Origin of the sequence: Janthinobacterium sp. GMG2 (genome assembly GCF_033949445.1) — a bacterium.
Classification (GTDB): domain Bacteria; phylum Pseudomonadota; class Gammaproteobacteria; order Burkholderiales; family Burkholderiaceae_D; genus Janthinobacterium; species Janthinobacterium aestuarii.
Genome location: NZ_JAXAWA010000008.1, coordinates 183,042 through 203,529 on the forward strand (window position 1 = coordinate 183,042; position 20,488 = coordinate 203,529).

General features: G+C 64.3%; 22 protein-coding genes. 13 read left to right on the top strand and 9 right to left on the bottom strand.

Going from position 1 to position 20,488, the window contains the following annotated elements:
• Positions 1-53 precede the first annotated feature (53 nt).
• On the top strand, positions 54-503 hold the full coding sequence (locus SKZ59_RS24745) for a MarR family winged helix-turn-helix transcriptional regulator (RefSeq protein WP_235194348.1): 450 nt from the start codon (positions 54-56) through the stop codon (positions 501-503).
• On the opposite strand, the gene SKZ59_RS24750 is transcribed toward SKZ59_RS24745, so the two are convergent.
• Complete coding sequence (locus tag SKZ59_RS24750) at positions 493-1,827, bottom strand: chloride channel protein (protein WP_319993255.1); 1,335 nt, start codon at positions 1,825-1,827, stop codon at positions 493-495. The two genes, SKZ59_RS24745 and SKZ59_RS24750, sit on opposite strands and share 11 nt — an antisense overlap.
• Positions 1,828-1,910: 83 nt before the next feature.
• A complete protein-coding gene (locus tag SKZ59_RS24755; RefSeq protein WP_319993256.1) occupies positions 1,911-2,831 on the bottom strand; it encodes a LysR family transcriptional regulator in 921 nt (306 codons plus the stop codon).
• A gap of 98 nt (positions 2,832-2,929) precedes the next feature.
• Here SKZ59_RS24755 and SKZ59_RS24760 point away from each other — a divergent pair, with 98 nt between their 5' ends.
• Positions 2,930-3,940, top strand: a complete 1,011-nt coding sequence (locus tag SKZ59_RS24760; protein ID WP_413774597.1) for a zinc-binding alcohol dehydrogenase family protein — start codon at positions 2,930-2,932, stop codon at positions 3,938-3,940.
• Positions 3,941-3,946: 6 nt separating this feature from the next.
• Here SKZ59_RS24760 and nhaR read toward each other — a convergent pair whose 3' ends face one another.
• A complete protein-coding gene (nhaR, locus tag SKZ59_RS24765; protein ID WP_319993257.1) occupies positions 3,947-4,846 on the bottom strand; it encodes a transcriptional activator NhaR in 900 nt (299 codons plus the stop codon).
• 159 nt (positions 4,847-5,005) lie between these two features.
• On the opposite strand from nhaR, the gene SKZ59_RS24770 reads away from it, so the two are divergent.
• The gene (locus SKZ59_RS24770; RefSeq protein WP_072456397.1) at positions 5,006-5,968 is read left to right on the top strand and encodes a TerC family protein; all 963 of its coding nucleotides are present in this window, start codon (positions 5,006-5,008) and stop codon (positions 5,966-5,968) included.
• Positions 5,969-6,032: 64 nt separating this feature from the next.
• A complete protein-coding gene (locus SKZ59_RS24775) occupies positions 6,033-6,434 on the top strand; it encodes a TerB family tellurite resistance protein (protein WP_034759008.1) in 402 nt (133 codons plus the stop codon).
• On the opposite strand, the gene SKZ59_RS24780 is transcribed toward SKZ59_RS24775, so the two are convergent.
• Together SKZ59_RS24780 and SKZ59_RS24785 are read right to left on the bottom strand one after the other, a co-directional pair.
• Complete coding sequence (locus tag SKZ59_RS24780) at positions 6,435-6,788, bottom strand: YnfA family protein (RefSeq protein ID WP_319993258.1); 354 nt, start codon at positions 6,786-6,788, stop codon at positions 6,435-6,437.
• Between the two features lie 43 nt (positions 6,789-6,831).
• Positions 6,832-7,995, bottom strand: coding sequence for a sugar diacid recognition domain-containing protein (locus tag SKZ59_RS24785; RefSeq protein WP_319993259.1), 1,164 nt, complete (start codon positions 7,993-7,995; stop codon positions 6,832-6,834).
• Between the two features lie 140 nt (positions 7,996-8,135).
• On the opposite strand from SKZ59_RS24785, the gene SKZ59_RS24790 reads away from it, so the two are divergent.
• Both SKZ59_RS24790 and SKZ59_RS24795 read left to right on the top strand, forming a co-directional pair.
• Positions 8,136-9,467: an MFS transporter gene (locus tag SKZ59_RS24790; protein WP_034759002.1), complete on the top strand. Its 1,332-nt coding sequence runs from the start codon at positions 8,136-8,138 to the stop codon at positions 9,465-9,467.
• A 37-nt stretch (positions 9,468-9,504) separates the two neighbouring features.
• Positions 9,505-10,773 (top strand): glycerate kinase, encoded by a 1,269-nt coding sequence (locus SKZ59_RS24795; RefSeq protein WP_319993260.1) that lies wholly within the window; start codon positions 9,505-9,507, stop codon positions 10,771-10,773.
• On the opposite strand, the gene SKZ59_RS24800 is transcribed toward SKZ59_RS24795, so the two are convergent.
• Positions 10,774-11,790 (bottom strand): zinc-binding alcohol dehydrogenase family protein, encoded by a 1,017-nt coding sequence (locus SKZ59_RS24800; RefSeq protein WP_319993261.1) that lies wholly within the window; start codon positions 11,788-11,790, stop codon positions 10,774-10,776.
• Between the two features lie 172 nt (positions 11,791-11,962).
• Here SKZ59_RS24800 and SKZ59_RS24805 point away from each other — a divergent pair, with 172 nt between their 5' ends.
• The 4 genes from SKZ59_RS24805 to SKZ59_RS24820 all read left to right on the top strand — a co-directional run bounded on the left by SKZ59_RS24805 (position 11,963) and on the right by SKZ59_RS24820 (position 16,901).
• Entirely contained in the window at positions 11,963-12,868 is a 906-nt protein-coding gene (locus tag SKZ59_RS24805; RefSeq protein ID WP_319993262.1) for a LysR family transcriptional regulator, read from the top strand.
• 96 nt (positions 12,869-12,964) lie between these two features.
• A complete protein-coding gene (locus SKZ59_RS24810) occupies positions 12,965-14,509 on the top strand; it encodes a DUF1800 domain-containing protein (protein ID WP_319993263.1) in 1,545 nt (514 codons plus the stop codon).
• Between the two features lie 11 nt (positions 14,510-14,520).
• Positions 14,521-15,711, top strand: a complete 1,191-nt coding sequence (locus tag SKZ59_RS24815) for a DUF1501 domain-containing protein (RefSeq protein ID WP_319993264.1) — start codon at positions 14,521-14,523, stop codon at positions 15,709-15,711.
• Between the two features lie 89 nt (positions 15,712-15,800).
• A complete protein-coding gene (locus tag SKZ59_RS24820; protein WP_070304113.1) occupies positions 15,801-16,901 on the top strand; it encodes an AI-2E family transporter in 1,101 nt (366 codons plus the stop codon).
• 107 nt (positions 16,902-17,008) lie between these two features.
• Here the strand turns inward: SKZ59_RS24820 and SKZ59_RS24825 are convergent, their stop codons facing one another.
• The gene (locus SKZ59_RS24825) at positions 17,009-17,233 is read right to left on the bottom strand and encodes a hypothetical protein (RefSeq protein WP_319993265.1); all 225 of its coding nucleotides are present in this window, start codon (positions 17,231-17,233) and stop codon (positions 17,009-17,011) included.
• A gap of 141 nt (positions 17,234-17,374) precedes the next feature.
• Between SKZ59_RS24825 and SKZ59_RS24830 the strand changes: the two genes are divergently transcribed.
• Genes SKZ59_RS24830 through SKZ59_RS24840 form a run of 3 tightly spaced genes read left to right on the top strand, consistent with a single transcriptional unit; the run spans position 17,375 to position 19,877 of the window.
• Entirely contained in the window at positions 17,375-18,133 is a 759-nt protein-coding gene (locus SKZ59_RS24830; protein WP_319993266.1) for a phosphatase PAP2 family protein, read from the top strand.
• A 12-nt stretch (positions 18,134-18,145) separates the two neighbouring features.
• A complete protein-coding gene (locus SKZ59_RS24835; RefSeq protein WP_413774603.1) occupies positions 18,146-19,054 on the top strand; it encodes a diacylglycerol/lipid kinase family protein in 909 nt (302 codons plus the stop codon).
• Between the two features lie 4 nt (positions 19,055-19,058).
• Positions 19,059-19,877: a metallophosphoesterase family protein gene (locus SKZ59_RS24840; RefSeq protein WP_070304111.1), complete on the top strand. Its 819-nt coding sequence runs from the start codon at positions 19,059-19,061 to the stop codon at positions 19,875-19,877.
• Positions 19,878-19,907: 30 nt separating this feature from the next.
• Here the strand turns inward: SKZ59_RS24840 and SKZ59_RS24845 are convergent, their stop codons facing one another.
• Complete coding sequence (locus SKZ59_RS24845; RefSeq protein WP_319993267.1) at positions 19,908-20,198, bottom strand: type II toxin-antitoxin system RelE/ParE family toxin; 291 nt, start codon at positions 20,196-20,198, stop codon at positions 19,908-19,910.
• Positions 20,191-20,436 (bottom strand): type II toxin-antitoxin system ParD family antitoxin, encoded by a 246-nt coding sequence (locus SKZ59_RS24850; RefSeq protein ID WP_034758982.1) that lies wholly within the window; start codon positions 20,434-20,436, stop codon positions 20,191-20,193. Before SKZ59_RS24850 ends, SKZ59_RS24845 begins: the two co-directional genes overlap by 8 nt.
• Positions 20,437-20,488: the final 52 nt, after the last annotated feature.

Genomic DNA, 20,488 nt, shown 5'->3' on the forward strand with positions numbered 1-20,488 from the left:
TGGAGGCAATGGTGGCGGAAGCGGAAGTATCGGCGATAGCCAGGGCGCAGGGCATGGCCTTGCAAAACATGCGCGTCGTCATGCGCGCGGCGCAGCGGCATTCGGCGCAGATCGAGAAGCAATGCGGTGTGTCGGGCGCGCAATTGTGGGTGATGCAGGAATTGCTGGAGCGGCCGGGCCTGCGCATGGGCGAGCTGGCCGGCAAGATGTCGATCCACCAGACGACGGCCAGCAACCTGGTCGAGGCGCTGGTGAAAAAATCCTATGTGCGCAAGGCGCGCGACCAGCCCGACCAGCGCGTGGTCACGCTGACCCTGACGGCGGAAGGGCAGGCCGTGATCGCCGGCGCGCCGCAGCCGGCACGCGGCTTGCTGCCCAGCGCCCTGGCCCAGCTGGACGCCGCCAGCCTGGCCCACCTGAACCAGGGCTTGAGTGCCTTGCTGGCCGTCGTCGCTCCCGATGACAGGCAGGCGGGCATGCAGCCGTTTCCGTTTACGATGTAGTTTCCCTGCCTGCTTGCGGTAGCCGTTGCAACTGCAGCTGCGCCAGCGCCCCGTACAGCGGCTCGCTGAGCACGCGCGAGACTGTGCTGGCCACGACGGCGCAGGCCATCAGGCTCAGCACCATGCCGTGGCCGTCGACCATTTCCATGACAATGATAAACGCCGTCAGCGGCGCCTGCGTGGCGGCTGCCAGGAAACCGACCATGCCCAGCGCGATCAGGGCGGGCGCATGGGGGTAGTGCAGCAGCACGGCGATATCGTGGCCGATGCCGGCGCCGATGGCCAAGGAGGGCGCGAAAATGCCTGCCGGCACGCCCGACCACACGGTCAGCCACGTCGCCACGTATTTGAAGGCGACAAAGGCGGGCGCCACGTCGGACGAGCCTTCCAGCATGGCGCGCGTGGCCACGGTGCCGCTGCCGAACGTGGCGCCATGGCTGGCGATGCCGATGGCCGCCACCAGCACACCGCAGACGGCGGCGAACAGCACGGGCCGGCCTTTTCTCCACGCAGATAATTTTCCCAGCGGATTGCCCCGGGCGGACGCCAGCAGCAGCCGCGCAAACAGGCCGCCCGCCACGCCCGCGACCAGAGTGACGAGTAAACCCGGCAAGGCCAGCGCCAGGCCGATGGGTCCCGGGTGGATGATGCCGAAGTGGGTGGCGTTGCCGTGGATGGACACGGCCATCATGCCGGCCAGCACGATACCTGCGACGATGAGGCCGCTGTTGCGCTGCTCGGGCGAGCGTGACAATTCTTCGATGGCAAACATGACGCCGGCCAGCGGCGTGTTGAAGGCAGCCGCGATGCCGGCCGCGCCGCCGGCCACCAGCAGGGAATGGGCGCTCACCTGCGAGTGACGGGGCAGCCAGCGGCGCGCGGCCAGCATCACGCCGGCGGCGATCTGCACGGACGGCCCTTCGCGCCCCAGCGACAATCCGCCCAGCAAGCCGCCCGCCGTCAGGACGATTTTCGCGGCGCTGAGTTTCAGCGACACGAACAGCGAGCGCTGCTCGGGCGCCACGGCCGGGTCCAGCGTCGCCATCACTTGCGGGATGCCGGAACCAGCCGCGCCCATCGCGTAGCGGCGCGTCAGCCAGACGAGCAGGGCGGCGCAGGCCGGCGTCCACAGCAGGGCGAACCACCAGGCCTTGCCGTTAAAAAAGAGAAACAAGTCCAGCGCTTCCTCCGCCAGCCACGTAAAACCGACGACGACGAGCCCCGCGATGGCGGCCATGCCGACGACGACGGCGCGCGACCACCACAGGCGCGGGTTGGCAAATTCATGCTTGAAGGCAGAGGGAATATCGTGCAAGTGCTTCATTGCGGCAAGTCCAGGAAGGGGCGCGCAGGGCGTCGGGGAGACTTGCCATTATATAGATGTATTTGCTCAAATGTATTTGAGCCTCATCTTCCGTGGGCGGCTGACAACAGTATGTCTGTTTCGGCCAGGAAATCGACGAGCGCCCGTACTTTCGGCGCCAGGTGCGGCCCGGATGGCCACAGCAGCCAGCAACTGTGGGCCGGATGCCCGGTGATTGCGTAGTCCCTCAGCACTTCGATGAGGCTGCCGTCGTCGATGGCGGAGCGCACATAAAAGTCGGGCAGCCAGGCGATGCCCAGGCCTTGCCGGGCGAAGTGCAGCCGCGCTTCGACGTTGTTGCAGACCATGGACAGTGGCAAATCCGGCGTCGGCGCCTCGGCTTGCTGGCGCAGCTGCCACTGTTCGACCTTGCCGCTGTGGCGGAAGCGGTAGTGCAGGCAGGCATGTTGTTGCAGTTCAAGGGGATGGCTGGGCGTGCCGTGGCGCGCCAAGTAGGCGGGCGAGGCCACGAGGCAGGAGCGGAACTGGCCCAGCTTGCGGGCGGCCAGGCGCGAATCGCGCGGTGCGCCGATGCGGATGACGGCGTCGAAACCATCGCCGACGACATCGGCCAGCGCGTCCGAAAAGTCCAGGTCGAGGGCGATGGCTGGGTGTCGTTGGGAAAAATCAGCCAGCGCGGGCAGGAAAACGCTGCCCAGTTCCGGCAAGCCCAGGCGCAGGCGGCCGCGCGGCGCCAGCGTGCCCGCCAGTTCCTCCTGCGCCGCCTGCATTTCCGCCAGGATGCGTTCGCTGCGCGCGAGGAACAGCTTGCCTTCCGCCGTCAGGCTCAGCTGACGCGTGCTGCGCTGGAACAGGCGCGTGCCCAGCCGCTGCTCGAGCCGGGCCAGGCTCTTGCTGACGGCCGATGGCGAAATGCCGGCCTGGCGCGCGGCGGCGACAAAGCTGCCCGCCTGCGCCAGTTGCACGAACAGAGCCACGCCGGAGAGATTATCGATGTCTTGCATGATTCATGACAGTTTGGTCAGGTGTGAAACGCATTGAAGCATATTTCTCTTTCTCGCGTGGCTGCTTACCATGGGGTTTTGACCTGCTGGAGCAAGCAATGAAGATGATTGGTTTCAAGAAAGGAAGCAGTGTGGACGAACAAGGCGGCCTGTTCGACATGGAAGGCCCGATGCCCGTGCCCGGCCCGCGCGACGTGCTGGTGCAGGTGCGCGCCGTCGGCGTCAATCCGCTCGATACCAAAGTGCGCGCGGGGCTGGTGACGGTACCCGATGCCGTCACGACTCTGGGCTGGGATGCGGCCGGCGTCGTGCATGCGGTGGGCAGCGAAGTGACCCTGTTCGCGCCGGGGCAAGCCGTGTATTACGCGGGTTCGTTCGACCGCGCGGGCGCGAATGCCGAATATCACCTGGTCGATGAGCGCATCGCGGGGCGTATGCCGGCGACCCTGGACTTTGCGCAGGCGGCCAGCGTGCCGCTGGCGGCGCTGACGGCGTGGCAGCTGCTGTTCGAGCGTTTTGCCATCGCGCCTGGCGACAGGCAGGAGCGGGGCAGCCTGTTGGTGCTGGGCGGCGCGGGCGGCGTCGGCTCGCTGCTGATCCAGCTGGCGCGCCAGCTGACGGGTTTTACGGTGATTGCCACGGCCTCGCGCGGCGACAGCGGCGACTGGTGCCGCGCCATGGGCGCGCACCACGTGATCGACCATACACAACCGTTGTCGGCGCAGGTGGCGGCATTGAACGTGGCGCCCGTGCGCCATATCGCGGCGCTGTCGCACACGGCGCAACATATCGCGCAACTGGTGGAGCTCATCGCGCCGCACGGCAAGCTGGCCGTCATCGACGACCACGATGTTTTCGATGCGGCGTCGCTGAAGGGCAAGAGCATCTCCTTGCACTGGGAAATGGTGTTTACGCGGCCTTTGTTTGCCACCGAAGACATGATCGAGCAGCACCGCATCCTGAACCGCGTGGTGCGGCTGCTGGACGAGGGCGTGCTGCGCCATACGCTGCGGCAGCGCTTGTCGCCGATGAACGCGGCCACCTTGCGGCGCGCGCATGCGCTGCTGGAGCGGGGCGGGCAGCCGGGCAAGATCGCCGTCAGCGGCTGAACGGGTTTACACGAACAGCTCGCGCCGCGCGCTCTGGCTGATGGCGATGGTGGCCGGGTGGCGCAAGCGCCGTTCCGTGGTGATCGCATACACCTGCTCGACGAGGCTATCGACCCGGCCCAGCGCCACCACGGCGTATTGCTCGCACACCTGGGGCGCGATGACGGTAGGGGCGAAGAACAGGCCGGCGCCGGACTGGCCGAAGGCCTTCATCATGGCGCTGTCGTCGAACTCGCCGACGATGCGCGGGTGCAAATTATTGTCGCCGAGCCATTGCAGCAAGCGCCCGTAGATGGCGAAGTCTTCGCCGGGCAGCAGCAGCGGCGCGCCATCCAGGCATTGCGGGAAGCCGCCGTTCAGCGTGGCGGCCAGGGCTGGCGTGCCGAACAGGGTCATGCCGCTTTCACCGAGCAAATGGTTAAAGCCGCGCACGCTCAAGTGGGCTGGCATGGGGCGGTCCGCCATGATCAGGTCGAGCCGGTGCACGGCCAGGTCCGCCAGCAGGCTGGCCAGCCTGCCTTCGCGGCAAATGATGCGCAGCGGCTCGGCCAGTCCCAGCGCCGGCTCCACGAGGCGGCAGGCGATCAGTTTTGACACGGAATCGGCGCAGCCCACGCGGAAGGTCGTCGTTGTCGTACGCGACTGGTCGCGCACGATTTCCAGCAACTCATCGCCCGTGTTGAAAATGCTTTCGGCATGGCTGAGGATGCGCCGGCCCGTGTCCGTCAATTCCAGCTGGCGCCCGCTGCGGCGGAACAGTTCCACGCCCAGGGTGTCGGCAAACTCGCTGAGCTGGCCGGAAATCGATTGCGGCGTCAGGTGCAGCTGCTCGGCCGCGCGCGCGATGCTGCCCGTCTTGGCCACCATCCAGAAATAGCGCAAGTGCTTGAAGTTGAGTGTCGACATGGTTTTTCCCGGCGGATTAATGCATCGAGTTTTTCGATGTATTCTTAAATTATATTCGATTTGTTCGATGTTTATATTCGGACTATGATGGCTGCTCAATTCATGCAAGGAGAGTGTCATGGACTTCTGGATACAAACAGACAGTTGCGGAGGCCGCCGATGAACGGCCTGGAAAGTATTGCGACGGCACCCATGTGGGCTGGCTTCATCGCCTTTGTCCTGGTGATGCTGGCGCTGGACTTGTTCGTCTTTGGCGGCAACAAGGCGCACAAGGTCAGCGTCAAGGAAGCGGCGACGTGGTCGCTCGTGTGGGTCAGCCTGGCCCTGCTGTTCAACGGCGGGCTGTGGTGGTACCTGAACGGCACGGCCGGTCCCGAGATCGCCAACCAGAAGGCGCTGGAATTTTTCTCCGGCTACCTGATCGAGAAAGCCCTGTCGGTCGATAACGTGTTCGTCTTCCTGCTGATCTTCAGCGCCTTCCAGGTACCGATCCAGTACCAGCGCCGCGTGTTGATCTATGGCGTGCTGGGCGCGATCGTCATGCGCGCCGTGATGATCATGGCCGGTGCGTGGGTAGTGAGCGAGTTCAGCTGGGTGCTGTACCTGTTCGGCGCCTTCCTGCTGGTAACGGGGATGCGCATGCTGGTGGCTGCCGATGCGGAACCGGACGTGGCGAACAACCCCGTGCTGCGCTTTGCCCGCCGCCACTTGCGGGTGGCCGACGGCGACCACGGCGAGCGTTTCTTCGTGGCAAAGGGCGGCTTGCGCTATGTCACGCCGCTGTTCCTAGTGCTGATCCTGATCGAGGTGACGGACCTGGTCTTCGCGGTGGACTCGATCCCGGCGATTTTCGCCATCACGACGGACCCGTTCATCGTCTTCACGTCGAACCTGTTCGCCATCATGGGATTGCGTGCCCTGTACTTCCTGCTGGTGGACGTGGCTGACCGCTTCCACATGCTCAAGTATGGCCTGGCGATGGTGCTGGTGTTCATCGGCGCCAAGATGCTGATCATGCCGTGGTACCACGTGCCGGTGGAAGCGTCGTTGCTGGTGGTGGCGGTCCTGATCGTGTCGAGCTGCGTGGCCAGCGTGTTCATCACCCGCAGCGACAAGAAGTAAATGCCGTACCGCGCGCCCTGCAATGGCGGAGCGCGCTTTTTAAACTGACAATGGAAAGTGAACTATGCGTACCTATGCAATGAACAGTCCCCAGGCAGCGGGACGTATCCTGGCCCTGATGATGGTGGTCGATGGCAACCTGGCCAGTGCCGAGCTGCAAGCGATGCACCGCAGCAAAATCCTCGAGCATATCGACCTGGAGCCGGCCGCCTTCCAGCAATTGCTGCAAGACCTGTGCGACGACATGCTGACGTCGACCGTGCATGGCGCCGTGCAGCTGGCCAATGGCGTGATCGACAGCCTGCTCGATGAAATCACCGAGCCGGACTTGCGCCGCCAGCTGCTGCAAGCCATGTGGAAGATCGCCGATGCGGACGACTGGCTGGCCGATGGCGAAGCCGTCCTGCTGGCCCGCGCCAGCGCGGCGTGGTCAGCGGAAACGAACTTCCGCCGGCATGCGGCGTAATTACTGCGCCTTGTGCCCCATGGCAATGACGGCGGCGCCGGCCAGGGCCAGGCCCACGCCGGCGATGTCGGTCCAGGCCGGCGTGACACCGTCCACCAGCCACAGCCATCCCAGCGCCGTGGCGATATAGATGGCGCCATACGTGGCATACACGCGGCCGCTGGCGGCCGGATGCAAGGTCAGCAGCCACACGAAGACCAGCAGGCTGAGGGCGGCCGGCAGCAGCAGCCAGGCGCTGCCCTTGTTGCTCAGCCATAGCATGGGCAGGTAGCAGCCCAGCAGTTCGGCCACGGCCGTGACGGTAAACAGCCCGAAAGTGCGGGCAAGACTGGTCCATTCGGTGGCGTCGTTCATGCTATTCCTGTTGTGCGGTCAGCCGACATTGTAGACGGGGGCGTCAATTGAGTTGCAGGGCGACATACAGCAGCAGGCGGTCATCCGTGTCGTCCAGGTCCAGCCCCGTCAATTCGGCGATCTTTTGCAGCCGGTAATCGAGCGTGTTGCGGTGGATGTGCAGTGCCCTGGCCGTGGCCATCGGGTGGCTGTGGTGGCGGAACCAGGTAGCCAGGGTGCGCATCAGGGTGCCCGACTTGCGGTCGTGCGCCAGCAGGCGCGCCAGGGTCTGGCGCAATTGCTCGGCCTGCCAACCCGCTTGCAGGCCGGACAGCAGCACGGGCAGGCTCAGTTCCAGATAAGAAAAAGTAGTGTGCCCGCCATCGCGGGCGCGCCCCACGCGCGCCGTCTGCTTCGCCGATTCATATGAAGCCGTGGCGCCATCGAGGCCCGGCAAGGCCACGCCCATGGCCAGGGTGGCGGGCGGCGCGAGCGCTTGCTGCGCCACCTGGTGCAGTTCGAGCAGGCGCTGCCTGGCTTGCGCCGCGCGCGCCTGCTGCGGGCCGCTGGCGGGAAAGGCGTCGAGCAGCACCAGTTCGCCCGGCGAGACGACGGCCATCAGCAGCGAGGGCCAGCGGGCCGACAGGTCGGACTGCACTTGTTGCAGCTGCGTCAGCACCTGGTCGAGCCGCTCGCCCGGGCCTTCGCCCGCATCCGGTATTTCCAGCACGAACATGGCGCGCGGCACGCGTAAATCGACCGCCAGGCGCGCCGCCCATGCCTGCATGCTGGCGTCCGAAATGCCCGTGCGGTAGACGAGCTGGAACACGAATTCCTCGCGGTAGCGCTTTTCATGCTGCAACTCGCTGACCAGCCGCGCCTGTTCCAGCATCATTTCCGCCATGGCCCGCACCAGTTCGCCGAACTGGCGCACGGCGTCCGGCTCGCCCGTCAGGCCCAGCACGCCGCAAATCTCGCCGCGCACGGTCAGGGGCAGGTTGATGCCGGCCCGCGTGCCGGGCAGCCTGGCCATGTCGGCCGCGCCGATTTCCACGCTGGCGCGCCGGGCCAGCGCCAGTTGCGCACCCGGATGCAGGTTGCCCACGCGCTGCGGATCGCCGCTGGCCAGGATCACGCCGCGCGCATCGATGACGTTGACGCTGAAGGGAATGATGTGCATGGTGCGCTGGACGATGTCCTGCGCCAGGGGAAGGTCAATATTCGGCATGGGGTGGTCCGTCTTGTGCATTTGCATGGAATCATCGTATAAAGCACCATATTTCTTCATGCATCCGCACGATGACTGTTTCTGCCGGCGATTGTACGATGGGCTGGCCGTATCCCATAAAAAATAGTCAGGAGACGCCCATGACCACCCATCCAGGCGCCAGCCTGTCCGCCGGCGCGTCCGCGCAGGACCGCGTGCGCGAAGGCGCCTACCGCAAGGTCACCTTGCATCTGATCCCCTTCATCTTCATCTGCTACCTGTTCAATTACCTGGACCGCGTGAATGTCGGCTTTGCCAAGCTGCAAATGCTCGATGCGCTGCAATGGAGCGAAAGCGTGTACGGCCTGGGCGCCGGCATTTTCTTCATCGGCTACGTGGCCAGCGGCGTGCCCAGCAATCTGCTGCTGCACCGCCTGGGCGCGCGCAAGGTCATCGGCACCCTGATGATCGCCTGGGGCATCGCCTCGGCCTGCCTGATGTTCGTCACCACGCCGGCCGCGTTCTATTCGCTGCGCTTCATCACGGGCGTGTTCGAGGCGGGCTTCTTCCCCGGCATCGTGCTGTACTTTACGAACTGGTATCCCGCGTCGCGCCGGGGCCGCATCATGGGCCTGTTCATGTCGGCCATTCCCATTTCCGGCTTGCTGGGCAGCCCCTTGTCGGGCTGGATGATGCAATCGTTCGCGGGCCACGGCGGCCTGGCCGGCTGGCAATGGATGTTCCTGCTGCAGGGCATTCCCACCGTGCTGCTGGGCTTTCTAGTCTACGTGCTGCTGAACGATGGCATCGCCCAGGCGAAGTGGCTCAATGCCGAAGAAAAGCAGCTGCTGCGCGCCGACCTCGACGAGGACGAACGCCAGCGCCGCAACGGCGCGAATACGGCCGACACCTTTGCCAGCGTGCTGCGCAACAAGCATGTGTGGATGCTGGGCCTCGTGTATTTCTGCATCCAGATGGGCGTGTACGCGATCAACTTCTGGCTGCCCACCATCGTCAAGTCGCTCGGTTTCGCCAGCCCCGTGGCCGTGGGCTGGGTCAGCGCCATTCCCTACCTGTGCGCCAGCATCTTCATGATCTGGGTGGGCCGTTCGGCCGACAAGCACAAGGAACGCCGCTGGCATTTGAGCGGCCCCTTGCTGATGGCGCTGTGCGGCCTGCTGCTGGCGACCCAGGCGCACGGCAACGTGGTTGTCGCCCTCATCGGCCTGTCGCTGGCGACCATGGGCGCGCTGTCTGGCCTGCCCATGTTCTGGCCCTTGCCGACGGCGTTTCTCGGCAGCGCGGCGGCGGCCGGCGGCCTGGCGCTGATCAATTCGCTGGGCCAGGTGGCCGGTTTCGTCAGTCCCTTCCTCGTCGGCTGGATCAAGGATGCGACGGGCGGCACCGACGTGGCCCTGTATATTCTTTCCGCAGTGATGCTGCTGGGCGCCATACTGGTGCTGCGCGTTCCCGCGCGCATCGTTAATCGCTAAGTGAACCGCTGATGCCATCGAACCGGAGGAATTGACCATGACGACGACCCCACCGCCGCGCGCCTTGCTGCAAGCCATGTTCCAGGCCGCCATCGCCGCGGCCCAGCCATCGCACTGCATCCCGCCCCATCTGCCGCCCGCGCCCAAGGGCCGGCTGATCGTCATCGGTGCGGGCAAGGCGTCGGCCGCCATGGCGCAAGCCGTGGAACGGCATTGGCCGGGGCCGCTGTCGGGCCTCGTCGTCACGCGCTATGGCTATGCCGTGCCGTGCGAACGCATCGAGATCGTCGAAGCGTCGCATCCCGTTCCCGATGCGGCCGGCATGGACGCGGCACGCCGCATGCTCGAGCTGGTCGGCAATTTGCACGCTGACGATACCGTGCTGTGTCTGATTTCGGGCGGCGGCTCGTCGCTGCTGGCCTTGCCACTTGACGGCATCAGCCTGGAAGACAAGCAGGCGCTGAACCGCGCGCTGCTGGCGTCGGGCGCCACCATCGGCGAAATGAATTGCGTGCGCCGCCATTTGTCCGCCATCAAGGGCGGGCGCCTGGCGGCCGCCTGCCATCCGGCGCAAGTGGTGACCCTGGCGATTTCCGACGTGCCTGGCGACAAGCTGGGCGACATCGCTTCCGGCCCCACGGTGGGTGACGCGACCACGTGCGACGATGCGCTGGCCATCGTGCGCCGCTATGGCATGGACTTGCCGGACAGCATACGAAAGACCCTGGAAAGCGGGCGCGGCGAATCCGTAAAACCCGATGACCCACGGCTGGCGCGCACGCGCACGACCCTGATCGCCACGCCGCAGATGGCCCTGGAAGCGGCGGCCGATGTGGCGCGCGCGGCCGGCGTCACGCCGTATATCCTGGGCGACAGCCTGGAAGGCGAGGCGCGCGACGTGGGCAAGGTGATGGCTGGCATCGCGCTGCAAACGGCCGTGCGGGGCCAGCCGTTTCCCGCCCCGTGCGTGCTGCTGTCGGGTGGTGAAACGACGGTCACCGTGCGCGGCAACGGCCGCGGCGGACGCAACGTGGAATTCCTGCTGGCGCTGGGCATCGCACTGGACGGACACGAGGGCATCCACGCGCTGGCCGGCGACACGGATGGCGTCGACGGCCAGGAAGACATCGCCGGCGCGGTCCTGGCGCCCGACACCCTGCAACGGGCCTGGGCGCAAGGCATCAAGCCACGCGACAGCCTCGATAACAACGATGGCCACGGCTTCTTCCAGGCGCTGGGAGATGCCGTGATCACGGGCCCGACATTAACCAACGTCAATGATTTCCGGGCCATTTTGATTACCTGATTAATTAAAACTTTCCAGGACGATTTTCCCTTTTGCCGTATTGCTTTCCAGCAGGGCGTGCGCGCGTTTCAGGTTTGCCGCATTGATCGTGCCGAAGCGTTCGGCCAGGGTCGTCTTGATGACGCCCGCATCGACCAGCTGCGCCAGTTCCTCGAGCAATTCATGCTGCTTGACCATGTCGACCGTCTGGAACAGCGAACGGGTAAACATCAGTTCCCAGTGCAGCGACACGCTCTTGCCCTTGAACTTGCGCACGTCGATGTGCTCGGGGTCGTCGATCAGGGCAAACTTGCCTTGCGGCGCGATCAGTTCGACGATGTGCTCGAAATGCTTGTCGGTCTGGTTCAGGCTGATCACGTAATCGACGGGCGGCAAACCCAGGCGCGTGATTTCCTGCGCCAACGGCAGGCTGTGGTCGATCACGTGGTGGGCGCCCAGTTCCTTGACCCAATCGGCCGTTTCCGCGCGCGAGGCCGTGCCGATGATGGTCACGCCCGTCAACTGCCGCGCCAGTTGCACGAGCACGGAACCGACGCCGCCGGCCGCGCCGATCACCAGCAGGGACTTGCCGGTGAGATTCTTGTCGCGGCGGATCTGCAGGCGGTCGAACAGCAATTCCCAGGCCGTAATGGCGGTCAAGGGCAGGGCTGCGGCTGGCGCGAAGTCGAGGCTGGCCGGCATGTGGCCGACGATGCGCTCGTCGACCAGCTGGAATTCGCTGTTGCTGCCGGGGCGGTTGATGGCGCCTGCGTACCAGACTTTGTCTCCGACCTGGAACAGGGTCACGTCGGGGCCGATGGCCGTGACGACGCCGGCCGCATCCCAGCCCAGCACTTCCGGCTGGCCGTCTTTCGGCGCGCGGTTCTTGCGCACCTTGGTGTCGACGGGGTTGACGGAAATGGCCTTGACGGCGACGAGCAGGTCGCGCCCCGTGGCGACGGGCACGGGCAGCTCGATGTCGAGCAGGGCGTCGGCATCCGTGATGGGCAGGCTGTGGTGGTAGGCGATGGCTTTCATGTGCTTCCTTTGGTAAAACAGTGATGGATTAGGGGTAGGTCGGATCAGGTCCGAAGGACCGTAATCCGACACCATTGTTGGCGTGGCGATACGGGCTTGACGTATCATGGCCATTTTCTCGCCCTGGAAACAGGGGGCGCGTACCGAAACACTTTCAAAGGAATACTGAAAATTGCTGCGACTCGATGACTTGCAGGTGTTTGTGCGCACGGCCGACCGCGGCAGTTTGTCGGCGGCCGCGCGCGAGATCGGCATTTCGCCCGCGCTGGCCAGCGCCGCCGTCAAGCGCCTGGAAGGGGAGCTGGGCTTGCGCCTGCTGGCCCGCACGACGCGTTCGCTGAGCCTGACGGCGGAAGGCACGCAATACCTGGAACACGCGCGCGAAGCCTTGCGCCTGCTGCGCGCCGGCCACGATGCGCTGCTCGCCGGCAAGGACAGTTTCGGCGGAACCTTGAAAATTGCCATGCCTTCCGACCTGGGCCGCAATCTGATGCTGGGCTGGCTCGACGAATTCCAGTCGCGCCATCCGAAGCTGCATTACCAGCTCAGCGTCAGCGACCGGGTGGCCGACATGGTGCGCCAGCAAGTCGACGTGGCCATCCGCTATGGCCAGCAAGACGATTCGAGCATGGTCGCCATGCCGGTCGCGCCCGCCAACGACCGGGTGCTGGTGGCGTCGCCCGCCTACCTGCGCGAACATGGACCCCTGCTGGCGCTGGAAGACTTGTCGCAGCGCAATTGCCTGCGCTTCGCGCTGGAAGACGGCTTGCACGACCGCTGGACCTTTTACCGCCTGCCGCAGCGCGAGCAGGTGACGATAGATGTGAGCGGCAACCGCAGCGCCGACGATGCCGACCTGGTGCGCCGCTGGGCCGTGGCAGGCCTGGGCATCGCCTATAAATCGCGGCTCGATGTGTCCGGCGACTTGGCCGCCGGCCGTCTGCACGTGCTGCTGCCCGAGGTGGCGGGCGAGGCCGCGCCCTTGCAACTGCTGTGCATGCACCGGGCGCAGGTGACGCCGCTGGTGCTGCAGCTGCGCGATTTCCTGCGTGACAAGTGCGCGGAATTGCAAAAATAGCATTGTTGATTACAACTCGTTGCAAATGGCAATCATGCGCAGGTCAACCTGGGCGTACCCTCAGGCATTCTGGTTGAAACCGCTTGAAGGACCGCCATGACCCCCAACCGACTGTTGCCGACGACCTTGATTTCCCTGCTGTTGCTGGCCGGCTGCGCCGCGACCGGACCTGCCGTCCAGGCCGACCATCGCGCGCAGACCAGTTCCGCGCAGGACATTGCCCTGCTGGAAAGGGTCAGCTGGGGCGTGAACGCCGGCAGCGCGCGCCAGATGCAGGCGCAAGGCTGGCAGCGTTATCTGCAGGCGCAATTGCATGCGGGTAAAGCCAGCCTGCCATCCGCCGTGCAGGCCCAGATCGACGCCATGACGATCAGCCAGGTGCCGCTCGATCAGCTCGTCATGTCCGTGGAGCAAAAGCGCAAGGAGTCGGCTGCCGTCATGGACGACATGGCCAAGCAGCAGGCGCAAAAGGATTACCAGCAGGAGCTCAACCGCCTGGCGCGCGAAGCGGCTACGCGTTCTCTATTGCTGGACGTGTATTCGCCGAACCAGCTGCAGCAGCAGCTGAGCTGGTTCTGGCTCAACCATTTCAGCGTGCACCAGGGCAAGCATAACTTGCGCGCCATGGTCGGCGATTACGAGGCGAACGCCATCGCGCCGCACGCGCTGGGAAAATTCCGCGACTTGCTGGGCGCGACCGTCCACCATCCGGCCATGCTGCGCTATCTGGACAATGAAGCCAATGCCGCCAAGCGCATCAATGAAAACTATGCGCGCGAGTTGATGGAACTGCATACGCTGGGCGTCAACGGCGGCTATAGCCAGACGGACGTGCAGGAACTGGCGCGCATCCTGACAGGCGTGGGCGTGAACCTGGGACCGGATACGCCAAAGGTGAAACCGGCGCTGCAGTCGCAATACGTGCGCCGGGGCTTGTTTGAATTCAACCCGAACCGCCACGATTACGGCGATAAACAATTCCTCGGACAAACGGTGAAGGGCAGGGGACTGGCCGAGCTCGATGAAGCGCTGGATCGTTTGAGCCGCAGTCCCGCCACCGCCCATTTCATCAGCGGCAAGCTGGCCCAGTATTTCGTCGGCGATGATCCGCCCGCGCCCCTGGTGGCGCGCATGGCGGCCACGTTTCAGCAGAGCGATGGCATGATCGCCGACGTGCTGCAAACCATGTTCAACAGTCCCGAATTCAAGCAGTCGCTGGGCAAGAAATTCAAGGACCCCATGCATTACGTGGTGTCGGCCGTGCGCCTCAGCTATGACGACAAGCCCATCCTGAATGCGGGCCCCATGCTGAGCTGGCTCTCGCGCATGGGCCAGCCTCTGTACGGGCGCCAGACGCCGGACGGTTATCCTCTGACGGACGCTTCCTGGGCCAGCCCAGGCCAGATGACGACGCGCTTCGATATCGCCCGCACCATCGGCTCGGGCAGCGCCGGCCTGTTCAAGACGGATGGCCCGCAGCCGCAGGAAAAGGTGGCGTTTCCCCAGTTGGCCAGCGCCCTGTATTACCAGTCGCTGCAGCCGACCTTGAGCCCGGCCACGCGGCAGGCCCTGGAGCAGGCCGCTTCGCCGCAGGAGTGGAATACCTTCCTGCTCTCGTCGCCCGAAATGATGCACCGCTGAAAGGAATTGTCATGAACCGTCGTGACTTGTTGAAAGCCCTGGCCGCCGCGCCGTTGTTGTCGCATGCGGGCAGCTTGCTGGCCGCGCCCGCCACGAATGCGAAGCTATTGTTCGTTTTTTTGCGCGGAGGCTATGACGCAAACAATCTGCTGGTGCCCGTCGGCAGCGATTTTTACTATGCCTCGCGGCCGAATATCGCCATCGCGAAACCGGGCGAGGAGAACGGCGCGCTGGCCTTGACGACCGACTGGGCCCTGCATCCGGCCTTACGCGAAACCATCTATCCCATGTTTATGGGTGGCGAGGCGGCCTTCATTCCGTTTGCGGGCACGACGGATCTGACGCGCAGCCATTTCGAGACGCAGGACAGCATCGAACTGGGACAGGGACTGGGCGGGCGCCGCGATTTCCGCTCGGGCTTTTTGAACCGGCTGGCGCAAAGCTTGAATGCCAAGCAAGGCAACCACGCCATTTCCTTCACGGACCAGCTGCCGCTGATCTTCCAGGGTGGCCTGCAAGTGCCGAACATGGCGTTGCGTTCCGTGGGCAAGTCGGGCATTGATGCGCGTCAAAGCCAGGTTATCGCTGCCATGTACAAGGGCACGTCCCTGCAGCAACCGGTCAGCGCGGGCTTTGCCGTGCGCGACGATGTGACGAAGGAATTGACGGGCGAGATGCAGGCGGCCAACCGCAACGCCATCAGTACCAAGGGTTTTGAACTGGAGGCGCAGCGGATCGCCCGCTTGATGAAGGACAAATACAACCTGGGCTTCGTCGACGTGGGCGGCTGGGATACGCACGTGGGGCAGGGCGGCGCCAACGGCTATCTGGCGGGGCGATTCGATGAGCTGGGGCGTGGCCTGGCCGCGTTCTCGCAGGAAATGGGCAGCGAGTGGCGCAATACCGTCGTCGTGGTGGTCAGCGAATTTGGCCGCACCTTCCGCGAAAACGGCAACCGCGGCACGGACCATGGCCACGGCAGCGTGTTCTGGGTGTTGGGCGGCGGCATCAAAGGCAAGCAGGTGGCGGGCGAACAGGTGGCGATTTCGCAGGCGACGCTGTTCCAGAACCGCGACATGCCCGTACTCAACGAATACCGTGCCGTGCTGGGAGGCTTGCTGCGCCGCACCTTCGGCTTGACCCCGGCGCAGCTCGACCACGTATTTGCCGGCGTCAAGCCTGCGGAGCTGGGCCTCGTCTAAAGCGGAATGCCGCCGTGTTACGCTACGCCTGCGCAACTGGCGCGTAGCCAATACTGGCGCTCCATGGCGCCGGGCACGAATGGAGTGGCATGAACGATACTCAGCGCGATATTGTCAGCGCAGGTTTTTCCCTGGCCTTGATCGCCGTGACGGCGTTCGTCATGCAGCGTTTCTTTTTGCCGCTCGTGTGGGCCGGCATCCTGTGCGTGGCCACCTGGCCCCTGTATTTGCGCGTGCGCGCGGCCCTGGGCCAGCGCCCCATCGTGGCGGCGGCCGTGCTGACCCTGGCGTTCGCCTGCATCTTCATCGTTCCCGTGCTGTTCGGCGTGGCGCAGGCGGCGCGCGAAGTGCCCGTGCTGGCCAATTTCGTCGTGCATGCGAATACGGACGGCTTGCCCGTGCCGGACTGGGTGGCGCACATTCCGCTGGCCGGCAGCGCTATCGGCGACTGGTGGCAAGCCACCCTGAGCCAGCCCCACGGCCTCGGCCACTTCTTTGCGGGCAGCGCCGTGGGCGGCTTTCATTCCGCGCGCGACATGCTCAAGGTGCTGGGCGCGGACGTGTTCCACCGCCTGGTCGATTTTGGCCTGGCGTTTTTATGCCTGTTTTTCTTCTACAAGGATGGCGAAGCGCTGACGCGCCAGATCACGGCCGTCGGCAGCCATTTCCTGCGCCCCGAACGGTGGGGCCGCTATGCGCAAAAAATTCCCACCGCCATCCGCGCGACCGTCAACGGCCTGGTGCTGGTGGGCCTGGCCGAAGGCGTGCTGATCGGCATCGCCTACGCCATCGCCGGCTTGCCGTCGCCGGCCCTGTGGGCGTTCGCCACGGGCATCCTGGCCATCATCCCGTTCGGCGCGCCGCTCGCTTACCTGTGCGCGGCCGCCTTGCTGGTCTTCCAGGGCAGTGTGGGCGCCGCCATCGGCGTAGCCGCGTGGGGCACCGTGGTGCTATTCGTGGCCGACCATTTCGTACGCCCCGGCATGATCGGCAACGCCACCCGCTTGCCTTTCCTGGCCGTGCTGTTCGGCATTTTGGGCGGCGTGGAAACCCTGGGCCTCGTGGGCTTGTTCATCGGCCCCGTCGTGATGGTGTTGTTCGTGACCTTGTGGTACGAAGCGAACGTGTTTGACACGACGCTGCCAGTGCAAACACCTGCCAGCCCGGCCGCACCGGAACGCACACAGTAATGAGGGGTCGGCCAGCGTTGCCGCTGGCCGGTACTGGCGCGCTCCCGGCGTGGCCGGACGGAGCTGACTTTACAACAGGGTACGAGTACCTTGTTTTAAAGTCATTCTTAACGTGCCTTGGATAGAATGAGCAACCAACGGCGCATCAGCAGCACTTCAACATAGCCCGGCTCGATGCCCGTACCGCACTCGATCAGGGGATTGACGGTGTAGTAGCGCTTGCGGAAGTCGCGGCAGACGAGGATTTCGCGCTTGCCCATGCGGACGAGGAAAGAGCTTGGGGCGTATTCCAGGCCGAACCGTGAGCCAAAACCGCTATTCAATGTTGCCATGACAATTCCTTTGAGGGAGATGTGTTGAACGAGTCATCAGAATAGCATAACTACTGTATGAATACACAGCTACTGTATGAATAAACAGTATTTTTTTACTGGTGTGGTTTTTTTGATCATCACCGGGAACAGGAAAGAGAGATGAGTTTGCAAGAGAAAAATGACATGAGCATGACCACGGGCTGGACCACGAAACTGCGCCGCTTCGTCGAGGCGCGCCTGTCGCCCGAGGGCGAGCTGGGCCTGCATATGACGGTGGGCGTGGCCCTGATGCTGGTGGCCATCGTCGTCTTCCACGAGATTGCCGAAGCCGTGATGGGCATGGAGCAAATTACCGTGATCGACTTGCAGGTGGCGCAGTGGTTCAACCAGCATGCCGTGCCGTGGATCACCACTTGCCTTCTGGTCGTCACGCACATGCATGGCGTGATCGGCGCCACCATCCTGGCCACCTTGCTGGGCTGGTATCTGCACCGCAAGGGCGCCGATTACTGGCTGTTTACCCTCGTCATCACCATGCCGGGCGTCATGTTTTTGAACCTGCTGCTAAAGTACATTTTTGTCCGCGCGCGGCCCAGCTTTGACGAGCCCATCCTGCAGACGGCCCTGAGCACCTACAGCTTTCCGAGTGGCCATACTGCCACCTCGACAGCCCTGTACGGCTTGCTGGCCGCCTACCTGATTTGCCAGACGGCGCCGGGCGCCTGGGGCAAGCGTATCACCATCGCTCTGGGCGCTTTCCTGATGGCGGCGCTCGTGGGCTTCAGCCGCATCTACCTGGGCGCGCATTACCTGAGCGATGTGCTGGCGGCCATGGCGGAAAGCTATGGCTGGCTGGCCATTTGCATCGCCGGCGTGTCGACCCTGCGCCGGCGCCGGCATATCCGGCAAACCAAATAAGGGGAAACTGTCCTGAGCAAAATTGCAGTCATCATCAACGGAGGCGCCGGTTGCGGCTATGCGCCCGACTGGGCGCAGCAGCTCGAAGCGAAATTCGCCGCCGTGGGCCTCGACGCCGACATTACCCTGGCGCAAAGCGGCACCGAGATGATCGCCACGGCCGAACAAGCCCTGCGCGATGGCGCGCCCATCGTCGTAGCCGGCGGCGGCGACGGCACCATCAACGCCGTCGCGTCCGTTGTCGTGGGCAGCGGCACGCCGTTCGGCGTCTTGCCGCTGGGTACCTTGAACCATTTCGCCAAGGATTTGAATATTCCGCTCGAGCTCGATGCGGCGATTGCCAACGTGGCGCAGGGCGTGCCGCACCAGGTCGACGTGGGCGAAGTCAATGGCCGTATCTTCCTGAACAATTCCAGCCTGGGCCTGTATCCCGATATCGTGCGCGACCGCGAAAAGCAGCAGCGGCGGCTGGGACGGGGCAAGTGGCTGGCCTTCAGCTGGGCCCTGCTGGCTGCCTTGCGCCGCTACCCATTCCTCAGCGTGCAACTGACACTCAACGACGCCGTGCATGCGCGGCGCACGCCATTCGTCTTCATCGGTAATAATGAATACATGATGGAAGGCTTGAATATCGGCGAGCGCGAACGGCTCGATGGCGGCCAGCTGAGCTTGTACGTGGCGCAGCGTCCTGGCCGCCTGGGCTTGTTGAAGCTGGCCTTGCACGCGCTGTTCGGCAAGTTGTCGCAGGCCAAGGATTTTGATGTGCTGACGGCCACCGACCTGGAGGTGGCCACGCACCACCGCCGCCTGCGCGTGGCGACCGATGGCGAAGTGACGATCATGAATACGCCGCTGCAGTACCGCATCCGCAAGGCCGCGCTGGCCGTGCTGGTGCCTGCGCCGGCACTTTCTGGGGAGTAAGGCCATGCGTACCATCGTGCATTTGTCCGACTTGCATTTTGGCAGGGTCGATGCGGACCTGCTGGCGCCCTTGCGCGCGCTGATCGAACGCCTGGAACCGGACGTGGTCGTCGTCTCGGGCGACCTCACGCAACGCGCTCGCAGCGCCCAGTTCCAGCAAGCGCGGCAATTTCTCGACAGCTTGCCGGGGCCGCAGATCGTGGTGCCGGGCAACCATGACGTGCCGCTGTACAACGTCGTTTCCCGCTTCCTGACGCCGCTAGTGAAGTACCGGCGCCATGTGACGGACGATTTGTCGCCCGAATATGTGGACGAGGAAATCGCTGTGCTGGGCATCAACACGGCCCGTTCCCTGACGTTCAAGGATGGCCGCATCAGCCACGAGCAGATCGATTTTCTGCGTGAACGCCTGGGCAGTTTGCCGCCCGGCTTGACGCGCATCATCGTCACCCACCATCCATTCGACTTGCCGGAAAACTTCGATGAAGACGACCTGGTCGACCGCGCCCCGCAAGCCTTGCAGATGTTTTCCGAATGCGGCGTCGATTTGCTGCTGGCGGGTCATTTGCATGCAAGCGTGGCGGGCAACACGGCCGAGCGCTACAAGATCGCCGGCTACGCGGCCCTGATGGTGCAGGCGGGTACGGCCACATCCACGCGGGGCAGGGGCGAGTCGAACTCCTTCAACGTGCTGCGCGTGGAAAACAGTTGTATCCGCGTCGAGCGCTACAGCTGGAATGAAGACAGCGCCGACTTTGAAAAAGTCAGCACGGAAGCGTTCGAGCGCCAGGGCGGCGTGTGGGCCAGTTTGCGGCCGTTGTGAGGCGTCGCGTCGCGTCGGATGGTGATTTCATTAAAGATGGCGTGCCGCATCCATGCGGTCATGCAGAATACGCACGATGGCAATGCCATAGTTCGTGATGCGAAAATAAATCATGTGCCGTCCGACTTTGCGGCGCCGGTAGCCGGGCCGAATCTGCTCGCATGCCGGCGCGGTCTCTGGCGCGCCTGCCAGGTCATCAAAGGCCGCCGTCATGCTGTCAAGATAATGACTGGCCTGCTGTACGCCCCAGTGCTGTACCGTATAAGCCCAGATCGCCTCAAGGTCATGCTCGGCGGCAGGCGTCAGCCGGTATTCAGCCATGCGCCGCCAGCATTCTCTGCTTGAACGCCTTGGCGTCGAAAGGCTGGGGTTCGCCGCTTGCCTCTCCTTCCATCAGCGCCGCGCGGATCGCATCGAGTTCGGCGCTGCGTTCCTGTTCACGCCGGATCAGGTCGCGGATGTATTCGCTGTCGTTGGTATAGCGCCCCGCATCAATCTGCGCCTTGATCCAATCGTCTTGCTGATCCGTCAAGGTAATGGTCTTGCGCACGGTAGCCATGGTAGTCAACTCCAGAGATGAGCAGCACGACGATTGTCATACTATTGGTGCA

Bases quoted from the DNA above. Each gene is read 5' to 3' on its own strand.
- SKZ59_RS24850 (WP_034758982.1), bottom strand. From the start codon at position 20,436: ATGGCTACCGTGCGCAAGACCATTACCTTGACGGATCAGCAAGACGAT.
- SKZ59_RS24795 (WP_319993260.1), top strand. From the start codon at position 9,505: ATGACGACGACCCCACCGCCGCGCGCCTTGCTGCAAGCCATGTTCCAG.
- SKZ59_RS24790 (WP_034759002.1), top strand. From the start codon at position 8,136: ATGACCACCCATCCAGGCGCCAGCCTGTCCGCCGGCGCGTCCGCGCAG.
- SKZ59_RS24755 (WP_319993256.1), bottom strand. From the start codon at position 2,831: ATGCAAGACATCGATAATCTCTCCGGCGTGGCTCTGTTCGTGCAACTG.
- SKZ59_RS24745 (WP_235194348.1), top strand. From the start codon at position 54: ATGGCCTTGCAAAACATGCGCGTCGTCATGCGCGCGGCGCAGCGGCAT.
- SKZ59_RS24780 (WP_319993258.1), bottom strand. From the start codon at position 6,788: ATGAACGACGCCACCGAATGGACCAGTCTTGCCCGCACTTTCGGGCTG.
- SKZ59_RS24815 (WP_319993264.1), top strand. From the start codon at position 14,521: ATGAACCGTCGTGACTTGTTGAAAGCCCTGGCCGCCGCGCCGTTGTTG.
- SKZ59_RS24825 (WP_319993265.1), bottom strand. From the start codon at position 17,233: ATGGCAACATTGAATAGCGGTTTTGGCTCACGGTTCGGCCTGGAATAC.
- SKZ59_RS24770 (WP_072456397.1), top strand. From the start codon at position 5,006: ATGAACGGCCTGGAAAGTATTGCGACGGCACCCATGTGGGCTGGCTTC.
- SKZ59_RS24760 (WP_413774597.1), top strand. From the start codon at position 2,930: ATGAAGATGATTGGTTTCAAGAAAGGAAGCAGTGTGGACGAACAAGGC.
- SKZ59_RS24750 (WP_319993255.1), bottom strand. From the start codon at position 1,827: ATGAAGCACTTGCACGATATTCCCTCTGCCTTCAAGCATGAATTTGCC.
- SKZ59_RS24845 (WP_319993267.1), bottom strand. From the start codon at position 20,198: ATGGCTGAATACCGGCTGACGCCTGCCGCCGAGCATGACCTTGAGGCG.
- SKZ59_RS24785 (WP_319993259.1), bottom strand. From the start codon at position 7,995: ATGCCGAATATTGACCTTCCCCTGGCGCAGGACATCGTCCAGCGCACC.
- SKZ59_RS24830 (WP_319993266.1), top strand. From the start codon at position 17,375: ATGAGTTTGCAAGAGAAAAATGACATGAGCATGACCACGGGCTGGACC.
- SKZ59_RS24840 (WP_070304111.1), top strand. From the start codon at position 19,059: ATGCGTACCATCGTGCATTTGTCCGACTTGCATTTTGGCAGGGTCGAT.
- SKZ59_RS24810 (WP_319993263.1), top strand. From the start codon at position 12,965: ATGACCCCCAACCGACTGTTGCCGACGACCTTGATTTCCCTGCTGTTG.
- SKZ59_RS24820 (WP_070304113.1), top strand. From the start codon at position 15,801: ATGAACGATACTCAGCGCGATATTGTCAGCGCAGGTTTTTCCCTGGCC.
- nhaR (WP_319993257.1), bottom strand. From the start codon at position 4,846: ATGTCGACACTCAACTTCAAGCACTTGCGCTATTTCTGGATGGTGGCC.
- SKZ59_RS24775 (WP_034759008.1), top strand. From the start codon at position 6,033: ATGCGTACCTATGCAATGAACAGTCCCCAGGCAGCGGGACGTATCCTG.
- SKZ59_RS24800 (WP_319993261.1), bottom strand. From the start codon at position 11,790: ATGAAAGCCATCGCCTACCACCACAGCCTGCCCATCACGGATGCCGAC.